General features: G+C 65.5%; 17 protein-coding genes. 8 read left to right on the forward strand and 9 right to left on the reverse strand.

Features of this window, described 5'->3' with window-relative positions:
* Positions 1–13 precede the first annotated feature (13 nt).
* Together AC07ZH_RS03310 and AC07ZH_RS03315 are read right to left on the reverse strand one after the other, a co-directional pair.
* Entirely contained in the window at positions 14–1,294 is a 1,281-nt protein-coding gene (locus AC07ZH_RS03310; protein WP_495198545.1) for an SPOR domain-containing protein, read from the reverse strand.
* 206 nt (positions 1,295–1,500) lie between these two features.
* The gene (locus AC07ZH_RS03315) at positions 1,501–1,791 is read right to left on the reverse strand and encodes a DUF4148 domain-containing protein (protein ID WP_119109060.1); all 291 of its coding nucleotides are present in this window, start codon (positions 1,789–1,791) and stop codon (positions 1,501–1,503) included.
* A 248-nt stretch (positions 1,792–2,039) separates the two neighbouring features.
* Here AC07ZH_RS03315 and AC07ZH_RS03320 point away from each other — a divergent pair, with 248 nt between their 5' ends.
* Positions 2,040–2,687, forward strand: a complete 648-nt coding sequence (locus AC07ZH_RS03320; RefSeq protein WP_495198546.1) for a DsbA family oxidoreductase — start codon at positions 2,040–2,042, stop codon at positions 2,685–2,687.
* Positions 2,688–2,764: 77 nt separating this feature from the next.
* On the opposite strand, the gene AC07ZH_RS03325 is transcribed toward AC07ZH_RS03320, so the two are convergent.
* The 3 genes from AC07ZH_RS03325 to AC07ZH_RS03335 are packed head-to-tail and all read right to left on the reverse strand — an operon-like array spanning position 2,765 to position 8,091.
* Complete coding sequence (locus AC07ZH_RS03325) at positions 2,765–3,271, reverse strand: CreA family protein (protein WP_495198547.1); 507 nt, start codon at positions 3,269–3,271, stop codon at positions 2,765–2,767.
* Positions 3,272–3,279: 8 nt separating this feature from the next.
* Positions 3,280–5,847 (reverse strand): cyanophycin synthetase, encoded by a 2,568-nt coding sequence (gene cphA, locus AC07ZH_RS03330; protein WP_119109057.1) that lies wholly within the window; start codon positions 5,845–5,847, stop codon positions 3,280–3,282.
* A gap of 15 nt (positions 5,848–5,862) precedes the next feature.
* Positions 5,863–8,091, reverse strand: a complete 2,229-nt coding sequence (locus AC07ZH_RS03335) for a cyanophycin synthetase (protein WP_495198548.1) — start codon at positions 8,089–8,091, stop codon at positions 5,863–5,865.
* A gap of 175 nt (positions 8,092–8,266) precedes the next feature.
* On the opposite strand from AC07ZH_RS03335, the gene AC07ZH_RS03340 reads away from it, so the two are divergent.
* From AC07ZH_RS03340 to AC07ZH_RS03350, 3 genes are all read left to right on the forward strand, one after another.
* Positions 8,267–10,579, forward strand: a complete 2,313-nt coding sequence (locus AC07ZH_RS03340; protein WP_495198549.1) for a cyanophycin metabolism-associated ABC transporter — start codon at positions 8,267–8,269, stop codon at positions 10,577–10,579.
* Positions 10,576–11,049, forward strand: coding sequence for a cyanophycin metabolism-associated DUF1854 family protein (locus AC07ZH_RS03345; RefSeq protein WP_495198550.1), 474 nt, complete (start codon positions 10,576–10,578; stop codon positions 11,047–11,049). Before AC07ZH_RS03340 ends, AC07ZH_RS03345 begins: the two co-directional genes overlap by 4 nt.
* Positions 11,050–11,190: 141 nt before the next feature.
* A complete protein-coding gene (locus AC07ZH_RS03350) occupies positions 11,191–11,625 on the forward strand; it encodes a hypothetical protein (protein ID WP_119109477.1) in 435 nt (144 codons plus the stop codon).
* Here AC07ZH_RS03350 and AC07ZH_RS03355 read toward each other — a convergent pair.
* Positions 11,622–12,524, reverse strand: coding sequence for a 5'-nucleotidase (locus AC07ZH_RS03355; protein ID WP_119109053.1), 903 nt, complete (start codon positions 12,522–12,524; stop codon positions 11,622–11,624). The two genes, AC07ZH_RS03350 and AC07ZH_RS03355, sit on opposite strands and share 4 nt — an antisense overlap.
* Before the next feature lie 10 nt (positions 12,525–12,534).
* Complete coding sequence (gspF, locus tag AC07ZH_RS03360) at positions 12,535–13,761, reverse strand: type II secretion system inner membrane protein GspF (protein ID WP_495198551.1); 1,227 nt, start codon at positions 13,759–13,761, stop codon at positions 12,535–12,537.
* 122 nt (positions 13,762–13,883) lie between these two features.
* Between gspF and AC07ZH_RS03365 the strand changes: the two genes are divergently transcribed.
* Positions 13,884–14,633 carry an SDR family NAD(P)-dependent oxidoreductase gene (locus AC07ZH_RS03365; RefSeq protein ID WP_495198552.1) on the forward strand — a complete coding sequence of 250 codons (750 nt, stop codon included), beginning with the start codon at positions 13,884–13,886 and terminating at the stop codon, positions 14,631–14,633.
* A gap of 63 nt (positions 14,634–14,696) precedes the next feature.
* Here AC07ZH_RS03365 and AC07ZH_RS03370 read toward each other — a convergent pair whose 3' ends face one another.
* Positions 14,697–15,719, reverse strand: a complete 1,023-nt coding sequence (locus AC07ZH_RS03370; RefSeq protein WP_495198553.1) for an LLM class flavin-dependent oxidoreductase — start codon at positions 15,717–15,719, stop codon at positions 14,697–14,699.
* A gap of 302 nt (positions 15,720–16,021) precedes the next feature.
* Here AC07ZH_RS03370 and AC07ZH_RS03375 point away from each other — a divergent pair, with 302 nt between their 5' ends.
* The 3 genes from AC07ZH_RS03375 (at position 16,022) to AC07ZH_RS03385 (ending at position 18,431) form a co-directional block, all read left to right on the forward strand.
* A complete protein-coding gene (locus tag AC07ZH_RS03375; RefSeq protein ID WP_495198554.1) occupies positions 16,022–17,074 on the forward strand; it encodes a beta-propeller fold lactonase family protein in 1,053 nt (350 codons plus the stop codon).
* 169 nt (positions 17,075–17,243) lie between these two features.
* Positions 17,244–17,729: a CZB domain-containing protein gene (locus AC07ZH_RS03380; RefSeq protein WP_495198555.1), complete on the forward strand. Its 486-nt coding sequence runs from the start codon at positions 17,244–17,246 to the stop codon at positions 17,727–17,729.
* A 12-nt stretch (positions 17,730–17,741) separates the two neighbouring features.
* On the forward strand, positions 17,742–18,431 hold the full coding sequence (locus AC07ZH_RS03385; protein WP_495198556.1) for an MOSC domain-containing protein: 690 nt from the start codon (positions 17,742–17,744) through the stop codon (positions 18,429–18,431).
* On the opposite strand, the gene AC07ZH_RS03390 is transcribed toward AC07ZH_RS03385, so the two are convergent.
* The gene (locus AC07ZH_RS03390; protein WP_495198557.1) at positions 18,428–18,817 is read right to left on the reverse strand and encodes a type II toxin-antitoxin system death-on-curing family toxin; all 390 of its coding nucleotides are present in this window, start codon (positions 18,815–18,817) and stop codon (positions 18,428–18,430) included. The genes AC07ZH_RS03385 and AC07ZH_RS03390 overlap by 4 nt on opposite strands.
* Positions 18,818–18,820: the final 3 nt, after the last annotated feature.

Consider the following 18,820-nt stretch of genomic DNA (forward strand, 5'->3'; position numbering starts at 1 on the left):
ATGGCGCGCGCCCTCAGCCGCGCTGCCGGTACATCACGGCGTCGAGCTGCATGCTGCGGATTTGCGCGGCGGCCTTCTGTGCCTTGGCTGGGGTAGCGAAGGGGCCGACGCGCACGCGGGTGCGCTCGCCGTTCTGGGTGGCAAAGGTCTGGCGAAATGCCGGTAGATTGGCGTTGAGCAGCTTGGCCTGCGTGCGGCGTGCATTGGCTTCTTCGGCGAACAGACCCACGTTGAGGTAGTAACCCGGCGCACTGCCTACCGGGCTGGGGGTGCTGGCGGCCGGTTTTGGCGCGGCGGCAGATGGGCTGGTGGTGGCGGCCACCTTGGCTGCGGACGTGGAGGTTGCGGCGGCCGGGTGGGTGCTCCGTTTGCCTGATGCAGGGGAAGCCGGCAAACCTGTTGCCTTGGGGGCTGACGCAGCAGGAGCGGCGTGGGTGGGTGTCGGAAGCGCCTTTGGCGGGAGAATCGGCGCAGCCTGCGTGCTGGCGGGTGTTTGCGGTGGGGCAGCGGGTGCCTGCGAATGGGCATTGTGCTGCGCCAGGAGTGGTGGGGGCGACGGTGCCAAATCCTTGCCCGGAACCGCGGCTTCCGCCATTTCTGCTATTGGCCGTGCCTCGGAAGCGGGCGATGCGGCTGGCAATGCCGGGTTCGCCGTTGCCGAGGCCTTCAATGCGGACGGGAGGACGGGCGCCGTGGTCTGCACCGCGCCCGTTGCGACTTGCCTGGCCGCAGTGCCGGACGCGCTCCCGCTGCCGGCAGGCACCAGCGCCCAGGTCAAGGCAATGGCGGCAAACAGCAGGACGTTGGCGGTCGCGATCCAGGCCAGGCGCCGCCAGCTGCTGGCCTGGCGTGCCAACAGGGAATGGGCTTCGGGCATGGTGTGCGCCGCCACCAGTGCGTGCGCAATGCGCTTGCGAATCTCGTGGTGCAGCAGGGCGTCGCCAAACAGGCCGGGCAGCGCGATGGCAAACATGGCAAACGCGGCAAACAGGCCCCATTCGATCTGCTCGGGCCAGTGCAACAGTGGCCGCCCGACGCCAAAAACCAGCAGCGCCAAGCCTTCGACCAAGGCGACATACACCAGTGCGGCACTCCAGAGGTGGTGCAGCAGCATCCAATTGAGCGTAGCCAGGCTGGAGGCCAGATTCCAGCCGGCGGGTGCCCGGCCGGCTCGGTCGAAGCGCTCGAACAGTGCCAGATAGCGCGGTAGCTGCACCGGGCCAAGGGCGGCGCGGTAGAGCGCGTCCATGGCGCTGTCGCTGGCGGCCTGCGGCCTTACATCGGGAGTTGGCATGCGGCATTCTGGCATGGGGTGCCGCTTCTGTGAATGCCTGTTTTAACAATCAGATCGGCCTGTAGCGCTTGTTGTGTATGCGCATCGCGCTATTGATTAGAGAGTATGAAGGTAGATGCGCCCAGCGCGCGAGCAGAAAGAAAAACCCCGACGGACTGGGCCCGGCGGGGTTTGCTAGCGCGCACGTGGCGCGTCAAGGAAGCAGCTTAGCTGCGGTTGCCGGTGGCGATTTCGCCAGCGCGGGCCGCAGTCACAGCTTCGGCGCGCACATCAAGACGGCTGAGCTGCGAGGGCTGGCTCGCTTGCAGCACCACAAAATTCTTTTGGGCCGGGAGGGCGGCCGCGCCTTCGGCGCGGACTTCGGCGCTGGCACGGGTCGATTGCACGCTGGCGTCAAAGTTGGCGCCGTAGAGATCGCCGTAGGCGCTGCCGGCTTGGGCGGCAAAGGAGGCAAAGGCAGCGACAGCGGCAACGGAGAAGAGGCGGGTGGCATTCATGGTCAATATCCTTCAAGAGCAACAAATAGACCGGTTCCGCATGGGTGGCAAAGTGCCTGCGAGGCCGGGTTCGATGAGGTCCTTGCGGCGTCGTCTCATCGATGGGTTGAACTGTATTCCTTCATCGTCCAAAGAAAAACTATTCGGTATGAAACTGACTGTTCTGGTTTTTGATGTGAATCCAAAGGCCTGACGCGCATCCAAAACAGATTCGTTTCAGAATAGGCCGATGTTTTTTGGAGCCACCGATGCCAACCACCCTCAAAGTCGACTTTGTTTCTGATGTGTCCTGCCCCTGGTGCGTGATCGGCCTGCGCGCGCTGAAGCAGGCTGCCGAGCGCCTGGCCGGTGAGGTGCAGCTCGATCTGCACTTCCAGCCGTTTGAGCTCAATCCGCAGATGGGACCAGACGGCCAGGACATCGGCGAACACCTGCAGCAGAAATATGGCGCGTCCGACGCGCAGCGCGAAGCCACCCGCGCCGCCATTGCTGCACGCGGTGCCGAGCTGGGCTTCACCTTCACCCCCGGTGCGCGCGGCCGCATCTACAACACCTTCGACGCGCACCGCCTGCTGCACTGGGCTGAGCTGCAGGGGCACCAGGAGGCGCTCAAGAACGCGCTGTTCAAGGCCTATTTCACCGACGGAGAAGACCCGAGCAACCAGGCATTGCTGGTGCGCCTGGCTGGCGAGGTGGGGCTGGACGTGGCAGAGGCACGCGCCTTGCTGCAGTCGGACCGCTACGCGGCCGAGGTGCGTGAGCGCGAGCAGTTCTACCTGCAACAAGGCATCCACTCCGTGCCGGCCATCGTCATCAACGAGCGCCACCTGATTCAGGGCGGCCAGCCGGTGGAGGTGTTCGAGCAGGCGCTGCGGCAGATTGCAGCAGAAGCCTAGAACTATCGAATTAATAGCTGCTAACGCTTATAGGATAAGCGCTAGAGGCCTTTTTTCCCTAAAATTTCCGTGGGCAATCACTTGTCCAGCGGGATCGGCGTGGCGCGGTCCACCGGGACGGCGGTGACGCTGTTCTGTGGAGAGCCGTCAATGAGTTTGTCCGAGTAGCTCAGGTACACCAGGGTGTTGCGCGGTGCGTCCACCATGCGCACCACGCGCAGGCGCTTGAAGAGCAGCGACATGCGCTCGGAGAAAATCTCTTGCTGCTGGCGCAGCGGTTTGGCGAACGAAAGGGGTCCGGTCTGGCGGCAGGCAATGGATGCCTCGGCCCGGTCTTCGGCCAGGCCCAGCGTGCCCTTGATGCCGCCGATGCGGGCGCGCGAGACGTAGCAGGTCACGCCCGAGACGCCCGGGTCGTCGTAGGCCTCGACAATGATGTCGTGGTCGCGGCCAAGCAACTGGAAAGCCGTGTCTACCGTGCCGATCTTGTCGGCCGCCTGGCCTGCTGTGGCGCCCGCCAGGCACAGGGCCGCCATGGCTGCGCGCAGCAAGTGGGCGGGAACGGAGCGTTGCTTGGATGCCATGCTGCGTCTCATGCTTCAGCGCAGCGGCGGGCCAGATGCGCCAGCGCTTCTTCCACCTGGTCCACCAGCACCAGGCACAGGTCGCCGGGCGCCAGGCGCGCCAGTGCGGTGTCGATGGCGATGAATTCGCCGCGAATTTCCTCCACATGCTGGGTGCGCCCGGCGCCAGCCAGGCCTTCGCGCAGCAGGCGCATCACCTCGCCATCGGCGCGGCCGCGCTGGGCGGCGTCCTGGTACAGCAGCACGTCGTCAAAAGCGGCGCCGAGAATCACGGTCTGCGCGCGGATGTCTTCGTCGCGCCGGTCGCCCGCACCGCTGATGACAACGCTGCGGCGCTTGGCCGGCAGGGCATTCACGGCGCTCACCAGGGCGCGCATGGCGTCGGGGTTGTGGCCATAGTCGGCAATGACCGTGGCGCCTTTGAAATCCATCAGGTTGAAGCGCCCGGGCGCGTTGTCGCTGTCGTTGACGAAACCCGAGAGGCCGCGGCGGATCGTCTCCCACGACAGGCCCGCGCCCCAGGCGGCGGCCACCGAGGCCATGACGTTTTCCACCTGAAAACCAATCTTGCCGCCGCGCGTGATGGGCACATCGCGCAGATCAATGGCCTCGCGCCAGGAGCCTTCGGCCGCCACGACCGAATCGCCATCGACATAGACCGACCGGTTGCCCTGGGCACGGTGCGTGGCCATCACGGGATGGTGGCGATCGGCGGCAAAGAAGATGATCTTGCCCGGGCAGGCTGGCGCCATCGCCGCGACGATGGGGTCGGCGGCGTTGAGCACCGCATAGCCATCGGGTGCCACGTTCTGCACGATGACGCGCTTGAGCACCGCCAGGTCTTCCACCGTGGTGATGAAGTTCAGCCCCAGGTGGTCGCCCTCACCGATGTTGGTGACCACCGCCACGGTGCAGCGGTCAAAGCCGAGGCCTTCGCGCAGAATGCCGCCACGCGCCGTTTCGAATACTGCGGCATCCACCTCGGGGTGCAGCAGCACGTTGCGCGCGCTTTTCGGGCCGCTGCAGTCGCCACTGTCGATCTGGCGGCCGTTGACGTACACGCCATCGGTGTTGGTCATGCCGACCCGCAGGCCGTGGGCGGAAAAGAGGTGGGCAATCAGGCGTGCTGTCGTGGTCTTGCCATTGGTGCCGGTCACGGCAACCACCGGAATCCGTCCGTCGTTGCCTGGAGGGAACACCAGATCCACCATGGCCTGGCCAATCGCGCGCGGCTTGCCGTAGGACGGCGCCAGGTGCATGCGCAGGCCGGGCGCGGCGTTGACTTCGACAATGCCGCCGTTTTGTTCCTCGATCGGGTGCAGCACGCTCTCGCACACCAGATCGACGCCGCAGATGTGCAGCCCCACCATTTGCGCGGCCGCCACGGCGCGCGCTGCTACGTCGGGGTGCACGTCGTCGGTCACATCGGTGGCCGAGCCGCCGGTAGAGAGGTTGGCGTTGTTGCGCAGGATGATGCGTTGGCCTTTGGGCGGCACCGAGTCGGGCGTCATGCCCTGTGTGGTGAGGCGCGCTACGGCAATGTCGTCCAGGCGAATTTTTGTCAGTGGCGTGGAGTGGCCTTCGCCCCGCCGCGGATCAAGGTTCACCAGGTCGACCAGTTCGCGCACCGTGTGGATATCGTCGCCCAGCACCTGGGGCGGCTCGCGCCGCGCGGCGGCCACCAACTGGTTGCCGACCACCAGCAAGCGGAAGTCGTGGCCCGGCAGAAAGCGCTCGACCATGACCTCGCCGTATTCGGCGGCCACGCGAAAGGCTTCATCAAGCTGCGATCGTTCGGTGATATTGACCGTGACGCCCTTTCCCTGATTGCCGTCCTGGGGCTTGACCACCACCGGCAAGCCGACATCAAGCGCCACGGCCCAGGCGTCGTCCGTGGTGGCAGCGGGTCGCCCCATGGGCACCGGGACGCCGGCGGCGTGCAGCAGGCGTTTGGTCAGGTCTTTGTCCTGCGCGATGGACTCGGCCACGGCGCTGGTCACATCGACTTCAGCCGCCTGGATGCGCCGCTGGCGCGAACCCCAGCCAAACTGCACCAGGCTACCTTGCGTGAGCCGGCGCCATGGGATGCCGCGTGCCGCTGCGGCTTCCACAATGGCACCCGTGCTGGGCCCCAGGCGCTCGTCTTCATCGAGTTCGCGCAGACGGGCCACCACGGCTTCGCAGTCGAATGCGCCGCCTTGCTGCGCGGCGGCTACCAACGCCTGAGCGTCTTCGAACGCCTGGCGACCTACCGCTTCTTCGGTGTATTCGACGATGACCTGGAACACACCGCGCTCTGGCGTGTGCGCGGTGCGGCTGAACGTCACGGGGCAGCCGGCCTGCGCCTGCAGCGCCAGCACCGCCGATTGCAGCACGTGGGCGAGCGAAATATCGTTCTCGCTGCCCTCGGGCAGCAGGGTGCCTATGGCCGGGAACAGAGCACGCAAGCGGGCTTCGAAACCGGCCATCTGCGCCATCGCCAATTCGTCGTCGGTGCAACGCACCACGGCCTCAATGGCGGTGTTGCGGCTCCACAGGTTGGGGCCGCGCAGGGCCCGGGTACGGGATACATCCATGGAAATCTTTCGGGATTACAGCGGCAGTACGGGAATGCGCGGCGCATTGGCGCCTGCCAATACGGGTTCGAAGGTTTTGACGCCTGCAGCAATCAGGTCGGGGGCAATGTCCAGCGCCCAGGCGGCGCCAATTGCCGCCAGCAGGGCCGGTACGGGCACCGATGCAGCTGCCTGGCCCTGAGTCAGGCGCGCCAGCTCGCCCAAGGGCTTTTCGCTGGCTCCCTGCGCCAGCACTACCTGGCCGCCTTGCAGAAGCACCGCACGGCCATGGTCCTTGGCGCGGTGGGCCGCCACGGCAGCGTTGAGCGCGTCGGTGGAGGTCAGCACCACGGCGCCGTCGCACAAGCGGGCCAGTTCGGCCACTTCCGGCTCGTCGGCGTTCAGCACCGCCGCGCCGCTGGCAAGGACCACATCGACCTGGGTGCGCAGCACGCGCGGCATCTGCTCGGCGGATAGCACGTCAAATTCGGCCAGCGCTTCCCAGCCATCCATGTCGGTCACCACGCCGACGGTGCAGCGGTCGTAGGCCAGGCCGTCCTGCAGGATGGCGCGCGCGTCGTTTTCCATCACGGCGGCTTGCACCATCTGGCTGGTGAGCAAGCGGCGCGCGCCTTCCCAGTGGGCGCTGGGGCGAGTGTCCACGCAGCGCTCGTTCAGAAACAGACCTTCGCTGCAGGCCAGGCCTGTGTAGCGACCCCCCAGATGCAACAGCCACGCGACCAGGCGGGCAATGGTGGCGCTTGAGCGTGTGCCCGCGACCCCGACGACCGGAATGCGGCCGACAGTGTCGTCGACAGAGGCATCGTCGGCCAGCGGGAACAGGTGCTCGGCAATGGCCTGGCCCACCGGGCGCGGTGCACCGATGGCGGGCTTGAGGTGCATCAGCAAGCCGGGTCCGGCGTTGACTTCCACAATGGCACCCCCCTGCGCGTGCAGAGGCTTTGAAATGTCTTGCGCCACCATGTCGATGCCAGCGATGTCCAGACCTACGACCTTGGCGGCCAGTGCCGCGATGTAGGCCACCTCGGGGTGAACTTCGTCGGTGCAGTCCACCGCCACATTGCCGTTGCGCTGGATCACCACCTGGCGGCCGGCGGCGGGGACGGAATCGGCGCCCAGGTCCTGGCGCATGAGTTCAAGCTGCACCTTGGCGTCCTGCGTCAGGTCGATGATCTCCAGCGGGTATTCCTCCTCGTAGCCGCGGCGCGGGTCGGAGTTGAGCTGGCTGTCGATGAGTTCCTGGACGGTGGAGCGGCCGTTGCCGGTGATGCTGACCACCTCGCCGCGCGCGGCGGCCGCCACCTTGCCGCCGACCACCAGAATGCGGTGCTCGTCGCCGGGGATGAAGCGCTCGACCATGACCTCGCTGCCTTCGGGCTCGGCCACGTGCCACGCGGCTTCGATGTCTTCGCGCTTGCGCAGGTCGAGCGTGACGCCGCGCGCGTGGTTGCCGTTGGAGGGTTTGACCACCACCGGCAGGCCGATGTCCTGGGCGGCCTCCCAGGCGGCTTGCGGGCTAGCCACAACCTGGCCCTCGGGCACCGGCACGCCGCAGGCCTTGAGCAGGCTTTTGGTCAGATCCTTGTCGCTGGCAATGCCCTCGGCGATGGCGCTGGTGAATTCGGTCTCGGCTGTCCAGATGCGGCGCTGGGCGGCACCGTAACCCAGTTGCACCAAATTACCGTCGTTCAGGCGGATGTGCGGAATGCCGCGATCGGCGGCTGCGGTGACGATGCAGGCCGTGCTTGGGCCGAGGTAGCGGTCGTCCACCACCGTACGCACGTGGGCGACGGCGGCGTTCACGTCAAAAGGCTGGTCATTGAGTGCCGCCATGAGGAGCGCGTGGCCTTCGGCCAGCGCGCTGCGCGCGACCTGCTCCTCGCGGGCCCGGAACACCATGCGGTAGATGCCGTGCCGCGAGGTACTGCGCGTCTGGCCAAACCCCGTGGGCATGCCCGCCAGGTTGAGCAGTTCGATGACGATATGCTCCAGTACGTGGCCGCACCAAGTGCCCTCCTCCAGGCGCTGCAGGAAACCGCCGCGCTCGCCTACGCCGCAGTGGTGCTCGATCAGCGCCGGCAGCCAGGTGGTGAGCCGCTCGTTGAATCCCGGCAATTGGTGCGAAGGGTGATCCTCCAGCGGGCCAAGGTCCAGCCAGACCTCCAGCACCGGGCGGTAGGTCCAGATGTTTGGGCCACGAAGGTAGTGGATGCGCAGCAGGTCGATGTCTTTAAATGTGGTCATGGGTCAGCGCACCGGGTGCGTAGTCCGTTGAAGGCAGGCGCATCGGCCGGGCCGTTGCGTGCCAGATAGCATGGGCGCAAGCATACCGTTGACGGTCGCTCGCGTGTTTGGGGGAAAATTCGGCTGCTGCCACTGTGCTGGCTGTTCTGCGCAATTCGCGCGTATTCAATTCAAGATGCAACATCACCACCGTGCGGCCGAAACTGACGCCGCGTCCCGACCTTTCGAGGCAGAACTGGGTCGTCGGCTTGCGCCCAATGAAAACGTGCTCGCCACCCTGCAGGTTGACCTCAGTGACGCGCTGCAGTTCACGAGCAGCCTGCTTGCCTTGACCAGCGCCCGGTTGCTCGCCTGTACCCAGGGCGGCGAGTGGCGCGAGTGGGCGCTGGCGCCTGGCATAGGACTGCGGCTGCTGGACCATGGCGGCGTGGGCACGCTGGAGCTGCACGATGACCGCAACCGCCTGGCACTCTGGCACTTCACGCTGGCAATGAATCCAGCGGCACAGCGCTTGGCGCGGCAGTTCGAGCTGCGCATCGTCCAGATCGCGCATGGCGGCTTGGTGCAGGATGCGGCAGTGGAGGCAGACGCCCTGTGCCCGGTCTGCCACAGCGAGCTCTCGCCAGATACCGAAGAATGCCCGGTTTGCGCCCGTGCCCAGCCGCCCCAGCCCTCCACCTGGGTGCTGCTGCGGCTCTGGCGCTTTGCGCGCCCCTACCGCAAGCAACTGGCCACCGGTTTTGGCTTGACGCTGGCCTCTACCGCCGCCACGCTGGTGCCGCCGTACCTGACCATCCCGCTGATGGACGACATCCTGATTCCGTTCCAGAACGGCAAGCAGATCGAGCCAGGCCTGGTGCTGCTGTACCTCGGGGGGCTGCTCGCCTCCGCGCTGCTCGCCTGGGGCTTGGGCTGGGCGCGCACCTACATCCTGGCGTTGGTGTCTGAGCGCATTGGCGCCGATTTGCGCACCACGACCTATGAGCATTTGCTGCGCCTGTCGCTGGACTATTTTGGAGGCAAGCGCACGGGCGACCTGATGTCGCGCATCGGCGCCGAGACCGACCGCATCAACGTGTTCCTGTCGCTGCATGCGCTCGATTTCGTCACCGACGTGCTGATGATTCTCATGACGGCGGCGATCCTGTTTTCGATCAGCCCCTGGCTGGCGCTGGTCACGCTGGTGCCACTGCCGTTCATAGGCTGGATGATTCACACCGTGCGCGACCGGCTGCGCACCGGCTTCGAGAAGATCGACAGGGTCTGGAGCGAAGTGACCAACGTGTTGGCCGACACCATCCCCGGCATCCGCGTGGTCAAGGCCTTTGCTCAGGAAAAGCGTGAGGCCCGGCGGTTTTACGACGCCAACCAGCACAACTTGCAGGTCAACGACAAGCTCAACAAGACCTGGGCGCTGTTCACGCCCACAGTCTCGCTGCTGACGGAAATCGGTCTGTTGGTGGTATGGGGCTTTGGCATCTGGCTGGTATCGAAAAGCCAGATCACGGTGGGTGTGCTGACGGCGTTCATCGCCTACATCGGGCGCTTCTATGGCCGGCTGGACTCGATGAGCCGCATCGTGTCGGTCACGCAAAAGGCCGCTGCGGGCGCCAAGCGCATCTTTGACATCCTGGACCACGTCAGCAACGTGCCCGAACCGGCCCACCCGGTGCGCATGGAGCGGGTACAGGGCGCCATTGCGCTGCGCGGTGTGGGTTTCCGCTACGGCAGCCGTGCCGTCATCAAGGGACTCGATCTGGAGATCCGGCCCGGCGAAATGATTGGCCTGGTGGGCCACAGCGGCTCGGGCAAAAGCACGCTGGTGAATCTGATCTGCCGCTTTTACGATGTCACCGAAGGGGTGATTGCGCTCGACGGCACCGACATCCGGCGGTTTGCTGTGGCGGACTACCGGCGCCATATTGGCCTGGTGCTGCAGGAGCCGTTCCTGTTCTTCGGCACGATTGCCGAGAACATTGCCTATGGCAAGCCAGACGCGACGCGCGGCGAAATCATTGCGGCCGCGCGCGCCGCGCATGCGCACGAATTCATCCTGCGACTGCCGCATGGCTACGACTCACTGGTCGGTGAGCGTGGTCAAGGGCTCTCGGGCGGCGAGCGCCAGCGCATCAGCATTGCGCGCGCGCTGCTGATCGACCCGCGCATCCTCATCCTTGATGAAGCCACGTCGGCGGTGGATACCGAAACGGAAAAGGAAATCCAGCGCGCGCTCGACAACCTGGTGCAGGGCCGGACCACGATCGCTATTGCCCACCGCCTGTCCACTTTGCGCAAGGCCGACCGCCTGGTGGTCATGGACCGCGGCGAGATCGTCGAAGTCGGGCCGCACGACGCGCTCATGGAACGACAAGGCGCTTACTGGCGCCTGTACGAAGCCCAGGCGCGCCGCGCCGAGGAAGACGCCCAAGCAGCGGGCGTGCTGCCCGAAGCACTTTCCCATTCCGCACACCCTGCAGGCCAGTCATGAGCACCTCGAACATTTCGCTGCAGCGCGACAGCCATGGCCGACTGGTGCTCACGTTGGCTGACGGGAGCGAGCATGCGGGCGTGCAGCCCGTGCGCGCGTTTCCTATCGGCGCACCGGACGAAGGAATTTCGCTGCTGGGACAAGACGGGCATGAGCGGCTGTGGGTGGACCGTCTGACCGATTTGCCCGCTGGCGTGCGTGCGCTGGTTGAGGAAGAACTCGCGGTGCGCGAGTTTTCCCCCGAAATCACGCGCATCGTCTCGGTGTCGAGCTTCTCCACGCCCAGCACCTGGCAGGTCGTCACCGACCGAGGTGACACCCAGTTCACCTTGAAGGCCGAGGAAGACATCCGCCGCCTGGCCGGCCGCACCCGGTTGATGGTGGCGAGTGCCGAGGGCGTGCAGTACCGCATCGCCGATACGCGGGCGCTCGACCGGCATTCGCTGCGCTTGCTGGAGCGATTTTTGTAGCAGGAGTGGCACTTAATAGGTGTTTACCCTTAAATTTTGGCCAATTCGGAGAAAAGGGCTCAAGTTGCCCCTCTTTTCGCCGAAATAGAGTTACGAGACGGGGGGGAATCCGGCTCGCTCCGTCTAACTGAGGACTCTGCCATGCAACTGCCACCTGTTGACCGATCGACAAGCTGGCGTCCCCAGGGCGCCGACCTTTACTCCACCGGGGCATCGGGGGCGGTTCCGGTGCGACCCATCAATGCGGCCACGCCGGTCGAGTCGATGGACCGACTGGGAGAGGGGGCCATCGTCAAGACGCCCGAAAAATCATCCAGCCCCGATCAGGCCAATCGCGACTGGACCGAGGGGGCTGACAAAAAAGAGCTGAAGATTCCTCCCGAGCCGCCCAAGGAGCCGCCGCTCTATAAGGTGATGATTGAATTCATCCAGTCCATGTGGCGCGCCAGCGGTAGTGCCATTGAGATGGCCCAGGACGTGAACAAAACCACGCTGGCGGAACGCCTGGCCCAGCAGGCCAAGAATGAGCCGTTGACCTACTCGGACCCCACGGTCAAGCGCACTACGGGGCTTTAAGGCGCTGCTCCCGGGAGGCTGCGCACGTGGCCGGCCGGTACATGGCGCGCCGCCGAGCGGACGTGACCGGTCTGGTCGTCAAAAAAGAAATCCGGTTCGAACTCGCGCAGGAACGGGCCTTTTTCCAGCCCGCCCAAAAACATCGCCTCGTCCACCGCCAGGTTCCACTTCATGAGGGTGTTGATGGCGCGCTCATGCGCTGGCGCACTGCGGGCCGTGACGAGTGCGATGCGCAGCCGCATGCCCGAGACATCCGCCTGCTGCTGGAGCTGGTGCAGCGCGGCGAGCAATGGCTTGAAAGGCCCGCCAGACAGCGGAAGGGCGGCCTTGCTGGTTTCGTGCGAGACAAAGGCTTCCAGCCCACCTTCCTGGTAGACCCGCTCGGCTTCGTCCGAGAACAGCACGGCGTCGCCGTCAAAGGCAATGCGCAGTTCGTTGGGGTAGTTGATGCCGGCGGCAACCGATTCGGTCAATACCCTTGCGGCTGGAAAACCCAGGTGCAGCGCCTCGCTGACATCGCGTTCGTTGGCAGAGAGGAACAGGTGCGCGCCCAGTGGCCGCAAGTAGCGAAAGGGGTCGCGCCCCTGCGTGAACACGCCGCGCTCGAGCTGCAGCCCGGCGCTTTGCACCGAGCGGAAGATGCGCAGCGCCGTCACCGGGTCGTTGCGCGAGAGCATCACCACTTCCACGCGCTGCACCGCGTCGGTGTTGAAGGCCAGCAGCTTGTGCACCAGCGGAAATGCGACCCCCGGCTTTGCGGGCACCGCCAGGCGCTCCTGCTGCAAACGCATGTAGGCGAGCGGGTTCTGCGCGTCGAACACGCGGTTTTCTTCTTCGAAATCAAACAGCGCGCGCGAGGAAATCGCGACCACCAGTTTGTCTTGCAGGCTTACCGGCATCGCATGCCCCTTATTTGACGAACTGGTTGAGCTGAATGATGGGCAGCAGAACGGCCAGAACGATCAGCATCACCACCAGTCCCATCACGACGATCAGAAGGGGCTCCAGCACGGTTGCCAGTTGCACGGCACGGCGCTGCACCTCGGTGCTGAGCTGCACGGCAGCGCGCTGCAGCATGAGCGGCAGTTGCCCGGTTTGCTCGCCCAGGCGGGCGAACATGGACAGCAGGCTCGGAAAGCGCTTTCTTTGCGCCAGCGCCGAGGCCAGCGGCGCGCCTTCGCGCACCTGCACCAGCGCGTCCAGCGCATCGGCACGCATGGCGCGGTTGTTCAGGGTTTCGGCGGCCGCCTGCAAGGCCTTGAGGATGGGAACGCCCGCTCCCGCCAGCATGGCCAGCGTGCTGGCAAAGCGCGCTGCGTTGTAGCCGCGTGCCAGGCGGCCAAGGATGGGAAGGCGCAGAAAGGCAGCGTCAAATTTTGAACGAAAAGCGGCTCTAGCGTAAGCGTAGCGTGCGCTAATAGCTGCAATAACAATAGCAATCAGCAGCCAGATACCGTAGTGGCGCACGAAAGCGCTCACCGCCAGCATGGCCACCGTCAGGAAGGGCAATGCGCGGCGCGAGCCGGCAAACACGCCAGCGACCTGCGGCACGACGTAGCTGACGAGAAAAATCACAATGGCGATGGCCACCAGCGTGACGATGGCGGGGTAGAGCGCGGCGCCGACCAGCTTGGCCTTGAGCGCCTGGCGCTCCTCCAGGTCGTCGGCCAGACGTTCGAGCACCAGGCCGAGCTTGCCGCTGTGCTCGCCAGCGCCAATCACCGCACAGTAGATGTCGGAAAACTCGCGCGGGTGCTGGGCCAGTGCCTGGGCAAAGGGCGCGCCGGCGTTGACTTCGGCGCGCAGCACCGCGACCAGGTGGCGCTGGCGCTCGTCGTCGGCCTCGTCGGAAAGGGCGGTCAGCGCCCGCTCCAGCGTGAGCCCGGAGGAGACCAGTCCCGCCACCTGGCGCGTCCAGATGGCCAGCCCCGTGCTGCCAAACACCGGCCGCTGCAGCCAGCCGCCAGCGGTGCGCGAGCCGTCTGCCGCACCCGATTGCGCCGCGGGCGAGACCGCGAGCGGAACCAGCGCCTGCGCCCGCAGCTGGCTGCGTGCGGCCTTGGCGTTGTCGGCTTCCAGCATGCCGGTGCGCGTCTGGCCCTGGGCATCGAGCGCTTCAAAGGCAAAGGCGGGCATGGGCGGTGTAAGAAATCGGCATGGGCCGCAATAGTAGCCGCTGCACACTGGCCGGACGCGTTCGCCCAGTCCACAATGGCCTGCAAGCCTCGGCGCTTGGTCCGGGGCCGCAAGGAGTTCCCATGCTGAAAGACAAAGTCGCATTGATTACCGGCGGTTCTTCGGGCATTGGCCGCGCCGTTGCCCTGGCCTGGGCGCGCGAGGGTGCGCGCGTGGTGGTCTCCGACACCAACCGTGACGGCGGCGAGCAAACCGTGGCCCAGGTGCGTGGGCTTGGCGGCGAGGCGCTGTTTGTGGCCGCCGATGTGCGCCAGCCGCAGGACTGCGAAGCGCTGGTGCAGCGCGCCGTGGAGAAGTTCGGCCGGCTCGATATCGCCTGCAACAACGCCGGCATTGGTGGCCCGCAGGCGCCCACGGCCGACTACCCGCTGGACGGTTGGGCGCAGGTGATGGGCATCAACCTCTCGGGTGTGTTCTATGGCATGAAGTACCAGTTGCCGGCCATGCTCAAGAATGGCGGCGGCGCCATCGTCAACATGGCGTCCATTCTGGGGGCCGTGGGTTTTGCCGGAGCACCGGCGTACACAGCAGCCAAGCACGGAGTCGTAGGGCTGACGCAGGCGGCAGCGCTGGAATACAGCGCGCAGGGCGTGCGCATCAACGCCGTCGGGCCGGGCTTCATCCACACGCCCATGATCAGCGCGCTGGAAGAGAACCAGGCCGTCAACGGCATGCTGGTCGCCGCCCACCCCATCGGCCGGCTGGGCCGTGCTGAGGAAGTGGCCGAACTGGTGCTCTGGCTCGCGAGCAGCAAGGCCTCGTTTGTGACGGGTTCGTACTACCCGGTGGACGGCGGCTATCTGGCGCGCTAAATCTAGAGCCAAAATGGCCGCTAGCGCTTGCTAGTAAAGCGTATGCGGCTATTGAAATAATAGTTAAAAATTGCCCGTGGCTTGCAGCTGTGCCTGGGCGGCGGCGGCGATATCGAGCGAGCGCAGGCGCAAGGCCGGATCGAACACGTCGCATACCAGCATCAGCTCGTCGGCCTGCGTCGCCTTGAGCAGCGCCTCCATCCCGGAGCGCACGGTGTCTGGCCCGCCGATGACGGCTGCCGCAAGGAATTCACCAATGGCGGCGCGTTCCTGGGGCGACAGGTGTTCCACCAGCCCCGCTACCGGTGGCGCCAGCTTGCGCCGTTCGCCTTTGAGGATGCCCAGCACGCGCTGGTAGGTGCTGCCGGCGAGGAATTGCGCCTCCTCGTCGGTCGGTGCGGCGATGAGCGGTACGCCAATCACCACGTAGGGCTTGGGCCAGCGTGCCGAGGGTTTGTACAGGCGCCGGTACAGGTCTATCGCCTGCAGCAGCAAACGCGGTGCAAAGTGCGAGGCAAAGGCGTAAGGCAGGCCGCGCTCGGCCGCGAGCTGGGCGGAAAACAGACTGGAGCCGAGCAGCCAGATGGGAACGTTAGTGCCCGCTCCGGGCGTGGCCACCAGGCGCTGGCCTGGCTCGGGGGGTGCCAGCAGGCGCTGTAGTTCGGCCACGTCGCGCGGGAAGTCCTCCTGCGTCTCGGGCCGGTCGCGGCGCAGCGCGCGCATGGTGAGCGGGTCGGTCCCCGGCGCGCGCCCCAGCCCCAGGTCGATGCGGCCGGGGAACAGTTCGGCCAGCGTGCCAAAGGCCTCGGCCACCACCAGCGGCGCGTGGTTGGGCAGCATGACACCGCCCGAGCCGACGCGCATGCGCTCGGTGCCAGCGGCGATGTGGCCCACCAGTACCGCCGTTGCCGAGCTGGCAATGCCTTCCATGTTGTGGTGTTCGGCCAGCCAGTAGCGCTTGAAACCCAGAGATTCGGCATGCCGGGCCGTCGCCAGCGCTATGGCGAGCGCATCGCGCACACTGCCGCCCTCGCGCACGGCCACGAGGTCGAGCAGGGAGAGCGCGGTAGGAATGGAAGCCGTCATGCCGCCATTGTGGCGCGCCTTGCAGGAGCGTGCGGGTTAGGTGAGCCCTTGGACATGCTGCAAAATTTTCGCCCGCGTCTGGCACATGTCCGCTTGCAATGGTGCATCGGGCGCGCTGCCATTGGATCGGGCCAGGCGCTGAAACTTGCTAAAGTCGCCTAGGTGACTTGCCGGGCGCCAGTAGCCTTCGCTGTGGAGGGGTGCGTTCGGGTTTCCGTGGGCTGACGGCAGTTTGGCCGACCAATACCGCCGTACCTTTCACCCATGGGTGGCGTCAGAAATTTTTTAAAAGAGTGGACTCAATGAACAAGTATTTGCTCAAGGCGATTGGCCGGGTCGCCATGCCGCTGGCCCTCGGTTTGTCCTGCGCTGCACCGGTGTTTGCCGACAGTGGCGTGGCCTATGTATCGAATCAGGAAGCAGGGGTGAGCGTCATCGACCTGGCGACCATGACGGCCAGGGACAACATCGATGTTGGCGTCACCGGGCCGCGCGGCATTGGCATTACCGCCGATGGCGCCATGCTGGTAACGGCCAACAAGGGAGGCGCCAACATTGCCCTGATCGACACCAAAACAGGGCATGTGATCCGCTATGTGCCGATCGGCAAGAACCCCGAATTCGTTCGTGTCCAGGGCCGCTATGCCTATGTCACCTACGAACCCAGCGCCAAGTCGGGCCCGCCCTCCAAGAACGGCGCCAAGGACGACGATGGCGCCGTTCCGGGGCACATCGCCATCGTGGACCTGAAGCAGGGCAAGGTCGTTCACGACATCGTCGGCAAGCCGGAAACCGAGGGTCTGGAGTTCTCCAAGGATGGCAAGAAGCTGTTCATCACCAATGAATCGGACAACTCGCTGACGGTGCACGACGCCAAAAGCGGCAAACTGCTCAAGAGCATCCCGCTTGGCAAGTACGGCAACCGCCCGCGCGGCATCAAGCTGTCGCCCGACGGCAAGGCGCTGGTGACCACACTGGAGCTTTCGGACAAGATGCTGGTGCTCAACGACAAGTTCGATGTCGTCAAGGAGGTCGCCACCGCCAAGACGCCCTACGGTGTGGCCTTCGACCGCAGCGGTTCGCGCATCTTCGTGGCCTCCAACAAGGACAAGCTGCTCCAGGTCTTCGACGCCCAGACCTATGAAAAGGTCAAGGATATCCCGATCGGTGATCGCTGCTGGCATTTCAGCTTCACCCCTGAGGACAAGCAGATCCTGGTGGCCTGCGGCAAATCGAATGAACTGGTGGTGATCGATGCCGCTTCGCTGGAGGTGACCAAGCACCTCGGAGAGATGGGCATGCCCTGGGGCATCGTGACCTATCCGAAGGCGATGGGCAGTATCGACCGGCCCTGAGTGAGGCCGCCCCGAAGCAAGCGCCCGCCACCCTGGCGGGCGTTTTGCATTCCGCGTCGGCCCATTCACAGGGTCTTTTCGGCGGTGAGCGGCGCGGGTGTATCCAATTGCTGCAGGGTCTATATGATGGCTTCATGGGCCATGTTGGCGCGACGCATCGGGTACTTCCATGGGATTCTTCAGCAAAATGTTCAAACTGCGCGAGCAGGACCCTGAAAGCCAGGAGACCACCTGGGCTTTCGAGGACAACGCGAGCGAACTGGTGCTGGATGCCGAGTACGCCAACACGCTGGCGTTCGAATTCGATATCGACGCCGCCATCAGCGGGCATGAGGCATGGAAAAACCGGCTGCGCCAGCAACTGAGCGGCGAGATCGACACCCCGATCAATCTGGACGAATTGCGCAACCCCGAAGCCTGCCCGTTGGGCCAGTGGCTCGCCGGCCCCGGACGGCAAATGCTGGGCCAGTACCCGGCCTTTGACATCCTCGTAGCGCGCCATGCCTATTTTCATGCCCAGGCTGTCGAGGTCGTCGAGCTCAGCCGTGCCGGGGAGTACGAGCGTGCGCTGCGCGTGTTCCATGGCGGCTACCGCCACGCTTCGAATCAGGTGGTGCTGCTGCTCAAGCAGCTCAAGCGTGGTTTGGGGCGCTGAGTGGGTGCTCGCTTGACCTGGGGTCGCGTCCTGTCGGTCTGCACCGGGCAGGCGGCGCCCTACGCGCGCGGTTCGCGCAGCGGCATCGACAAGCAGGTTCGCACCGGCAAGGTGTATTGCCACACCCTCGGCCTGGTGGGCGATGAGCAAGGTGACCTTCGGGTCCATGGTGGGCCGGACAAGGCGGTGCACCATTACCCCAGCGAGCATTGCGCCGCCTGGCGTGCGGAACTGGGGCCACACCCGCTGCTCGACACACCGGCGGCTTTTGGCGAAAACCTGCACAGCAGCGGCCTGACCGAGGCCGACGTGTGTCTGGGGGACCGTTTTCGCGTGGGCGATGCCTTGCTGGAGGTCTCGCAAGCCCGCCAGCCGTGCTGGAAGCTCAACGAGCGCTTTGGACGCCCTGACATGGCTGCGCAGGTACAGCGCACCGGGCGCACCGGCTGGTACTACCGCGTGCTGGAAGAGGGCGCGCTCTGGGCCGGTGCGGACCTGCTGCTGCAAGCACGCCCGTATCCCGAATGGCCGCTGGCGCGCCTGCTCGACCTGCTTTACCGGCCCAGTCTGGACATTGCCGAACTGCGTGCTGCGCGGGTGCTGCCGCTGCCGGCCAATTGGCAGCGTTTGCTGGATCGGCGGCTGGGCAGCGGCGTGGTGGAAAGCTGGGTTTCGCGGCTGGAGGGGCCTGCGCAGACCTAGTCTTTTACCTTGGCATGCTCGCGCAGCCAGGCGGCAAAGGCCTCTTCGCCGAACTCGCCTGAGGCGACGGCGAGCATGGTGAGCACGCAGTCAGCATCGCTCGCGCCAAGGTGGTAGCCGTTCAAGCGCAGGAACAATTCAGCGGCGACAAAACCGGTGCGCTTGTTGCCGTCGATGAAAGGATGGTTGCGGGAGATGCCGTAACCGTAGGCTGCGGCCAGCGCGAATGCGTCGGGCGCGGCGTAGGCGAGCAGGTTGGCGGGGCGGGCCAGCGCCGAATCGAGCAAGCCTGCATCGCGCGTACCGGCACTGCCCCCATGTTCGGCAAGCTGTGCTTCGTGCACTGCAACAATGACGGCGCGATCCAACCACAGGAAGTGAGCCATGCG

Source organism: Simplicispira sp. GW247-4R2A (assembly GCF_059424465.1).

Bases quoted from the DNA above. Each gene is read 5' to 3' on its own strand.
- AC07ZH_RS03310 (WP_495198545.1), bottom strand. From the start codon at position 1,294: ATGCCAACTCCCGATGTAAGGCCGCAGGCCGCCAGCGACAGCGCCATG.
- AC07ZH_RS03315 (WP_119109060.1), bottom strand. From the start codon at position 1,791: ATGAATGCCACCCGCCTCTTCTCCGTTGCCGCTGTCGCTGCCTTTGCC.
- AC07ZH_RS03320 (WP_495198546.1), top strand. From the start codon at position 2,040: ATGCCAACCACCCTCAAAGTCGACTTTGTTTCTGATGTGTCCTGCCCC.
- AC07ZH_RS03325 (WP_495198547.1), bottom strand. From the start codon at position 3,271: ATGGCATCCAAGCAACGCTCCGTTCCCGCCCACTTGCTGCGCGCAGCC.
- cphA (WP_119109057.1), bottom strand. From the start codon at position 5,847: ATGGATGTATCCCGTACCCGGGCCCTGCGCGGCCCCAACCTGTGGAGC.
- AC07ZH_RS03335 (WP_495198548.1), bottom strand. From the start codon at position 8,091: ATGACCACATTTAAAGACATCGACCTGCTGCGCATCCACTACCTTCGT.
- AC07ZH_RS03340 (WP_495198549.1), top strand. From the start codon at position 8,267: ATGCAACATCACCACCGTGCGGCCGAAACTGACGCCGCGTCCCGACCT.
- AC07ZH_RS03345 (WP_495198550.1), top strand. From the start codon at position 10,576: ATGAGCACCTCGAACATTTCGCTGCAGCGCGACAGCCATGGCCGACTG.
- AC07ZH_RS03350 (WP_119109477.1), top strand. From the start codon at position 11,191: ATGCAACTGCCACCTGTTGACCGATCGACAAGCTGGCGTCCCCAGGGC.
- AC07ZH_RS03355 (WP_119109053.1), bottom strand. From the start codon at position 12,524: ATGCCGGTAAGCCTGCAAGACAAACTGGTGGTCGCGATTTCCTCGCGC.
- gspF (WP_495198551.1), bottom strand. From the start codon at position 13,761: ATGCCCGCCTTTGCCTTTGAAGCGCTCGATGCCCAGGGCCAGACGCGC.
- AC07ZH_RS03365 (WP_495198552.1), top strand. From the start codon at position 13,884: ATGCTGAAAGACAAAGTCGCATTGATTACCGGCGGTTCTTCGGGCATT.
- AC07ZH_RS03370 (WP_495198553.1), bottom strand. From the start codon at position 15,719: ATGACGGCTTCCATTCCTACCGCGCTCTCCCTGCTCGACCTCGTGGCC.
- AC07ZH_RS03375 (WP_495198554.1), top strand. From the start codon at position 16,022: ATGAACAAGTATTTGCTCAAGGCGATTGGCCGGGTCGCCATGCCGCTG.
- AC07ZH_RS03380 (WP_495198555.1), top strand. From the start codon at position 17,244: ATGGGATTCTTCAGCAAAATGTTCAAACTGCGCGAGCAGGACCCTGAA.
- AC07ZH_RS03390 (WP_495198557.1), bottom strand. From the start codon at position 18,817: ATGGCTCACTTCCTGTGGTTGGATCGCGCCGTCATTGTTGCAGTGCAC.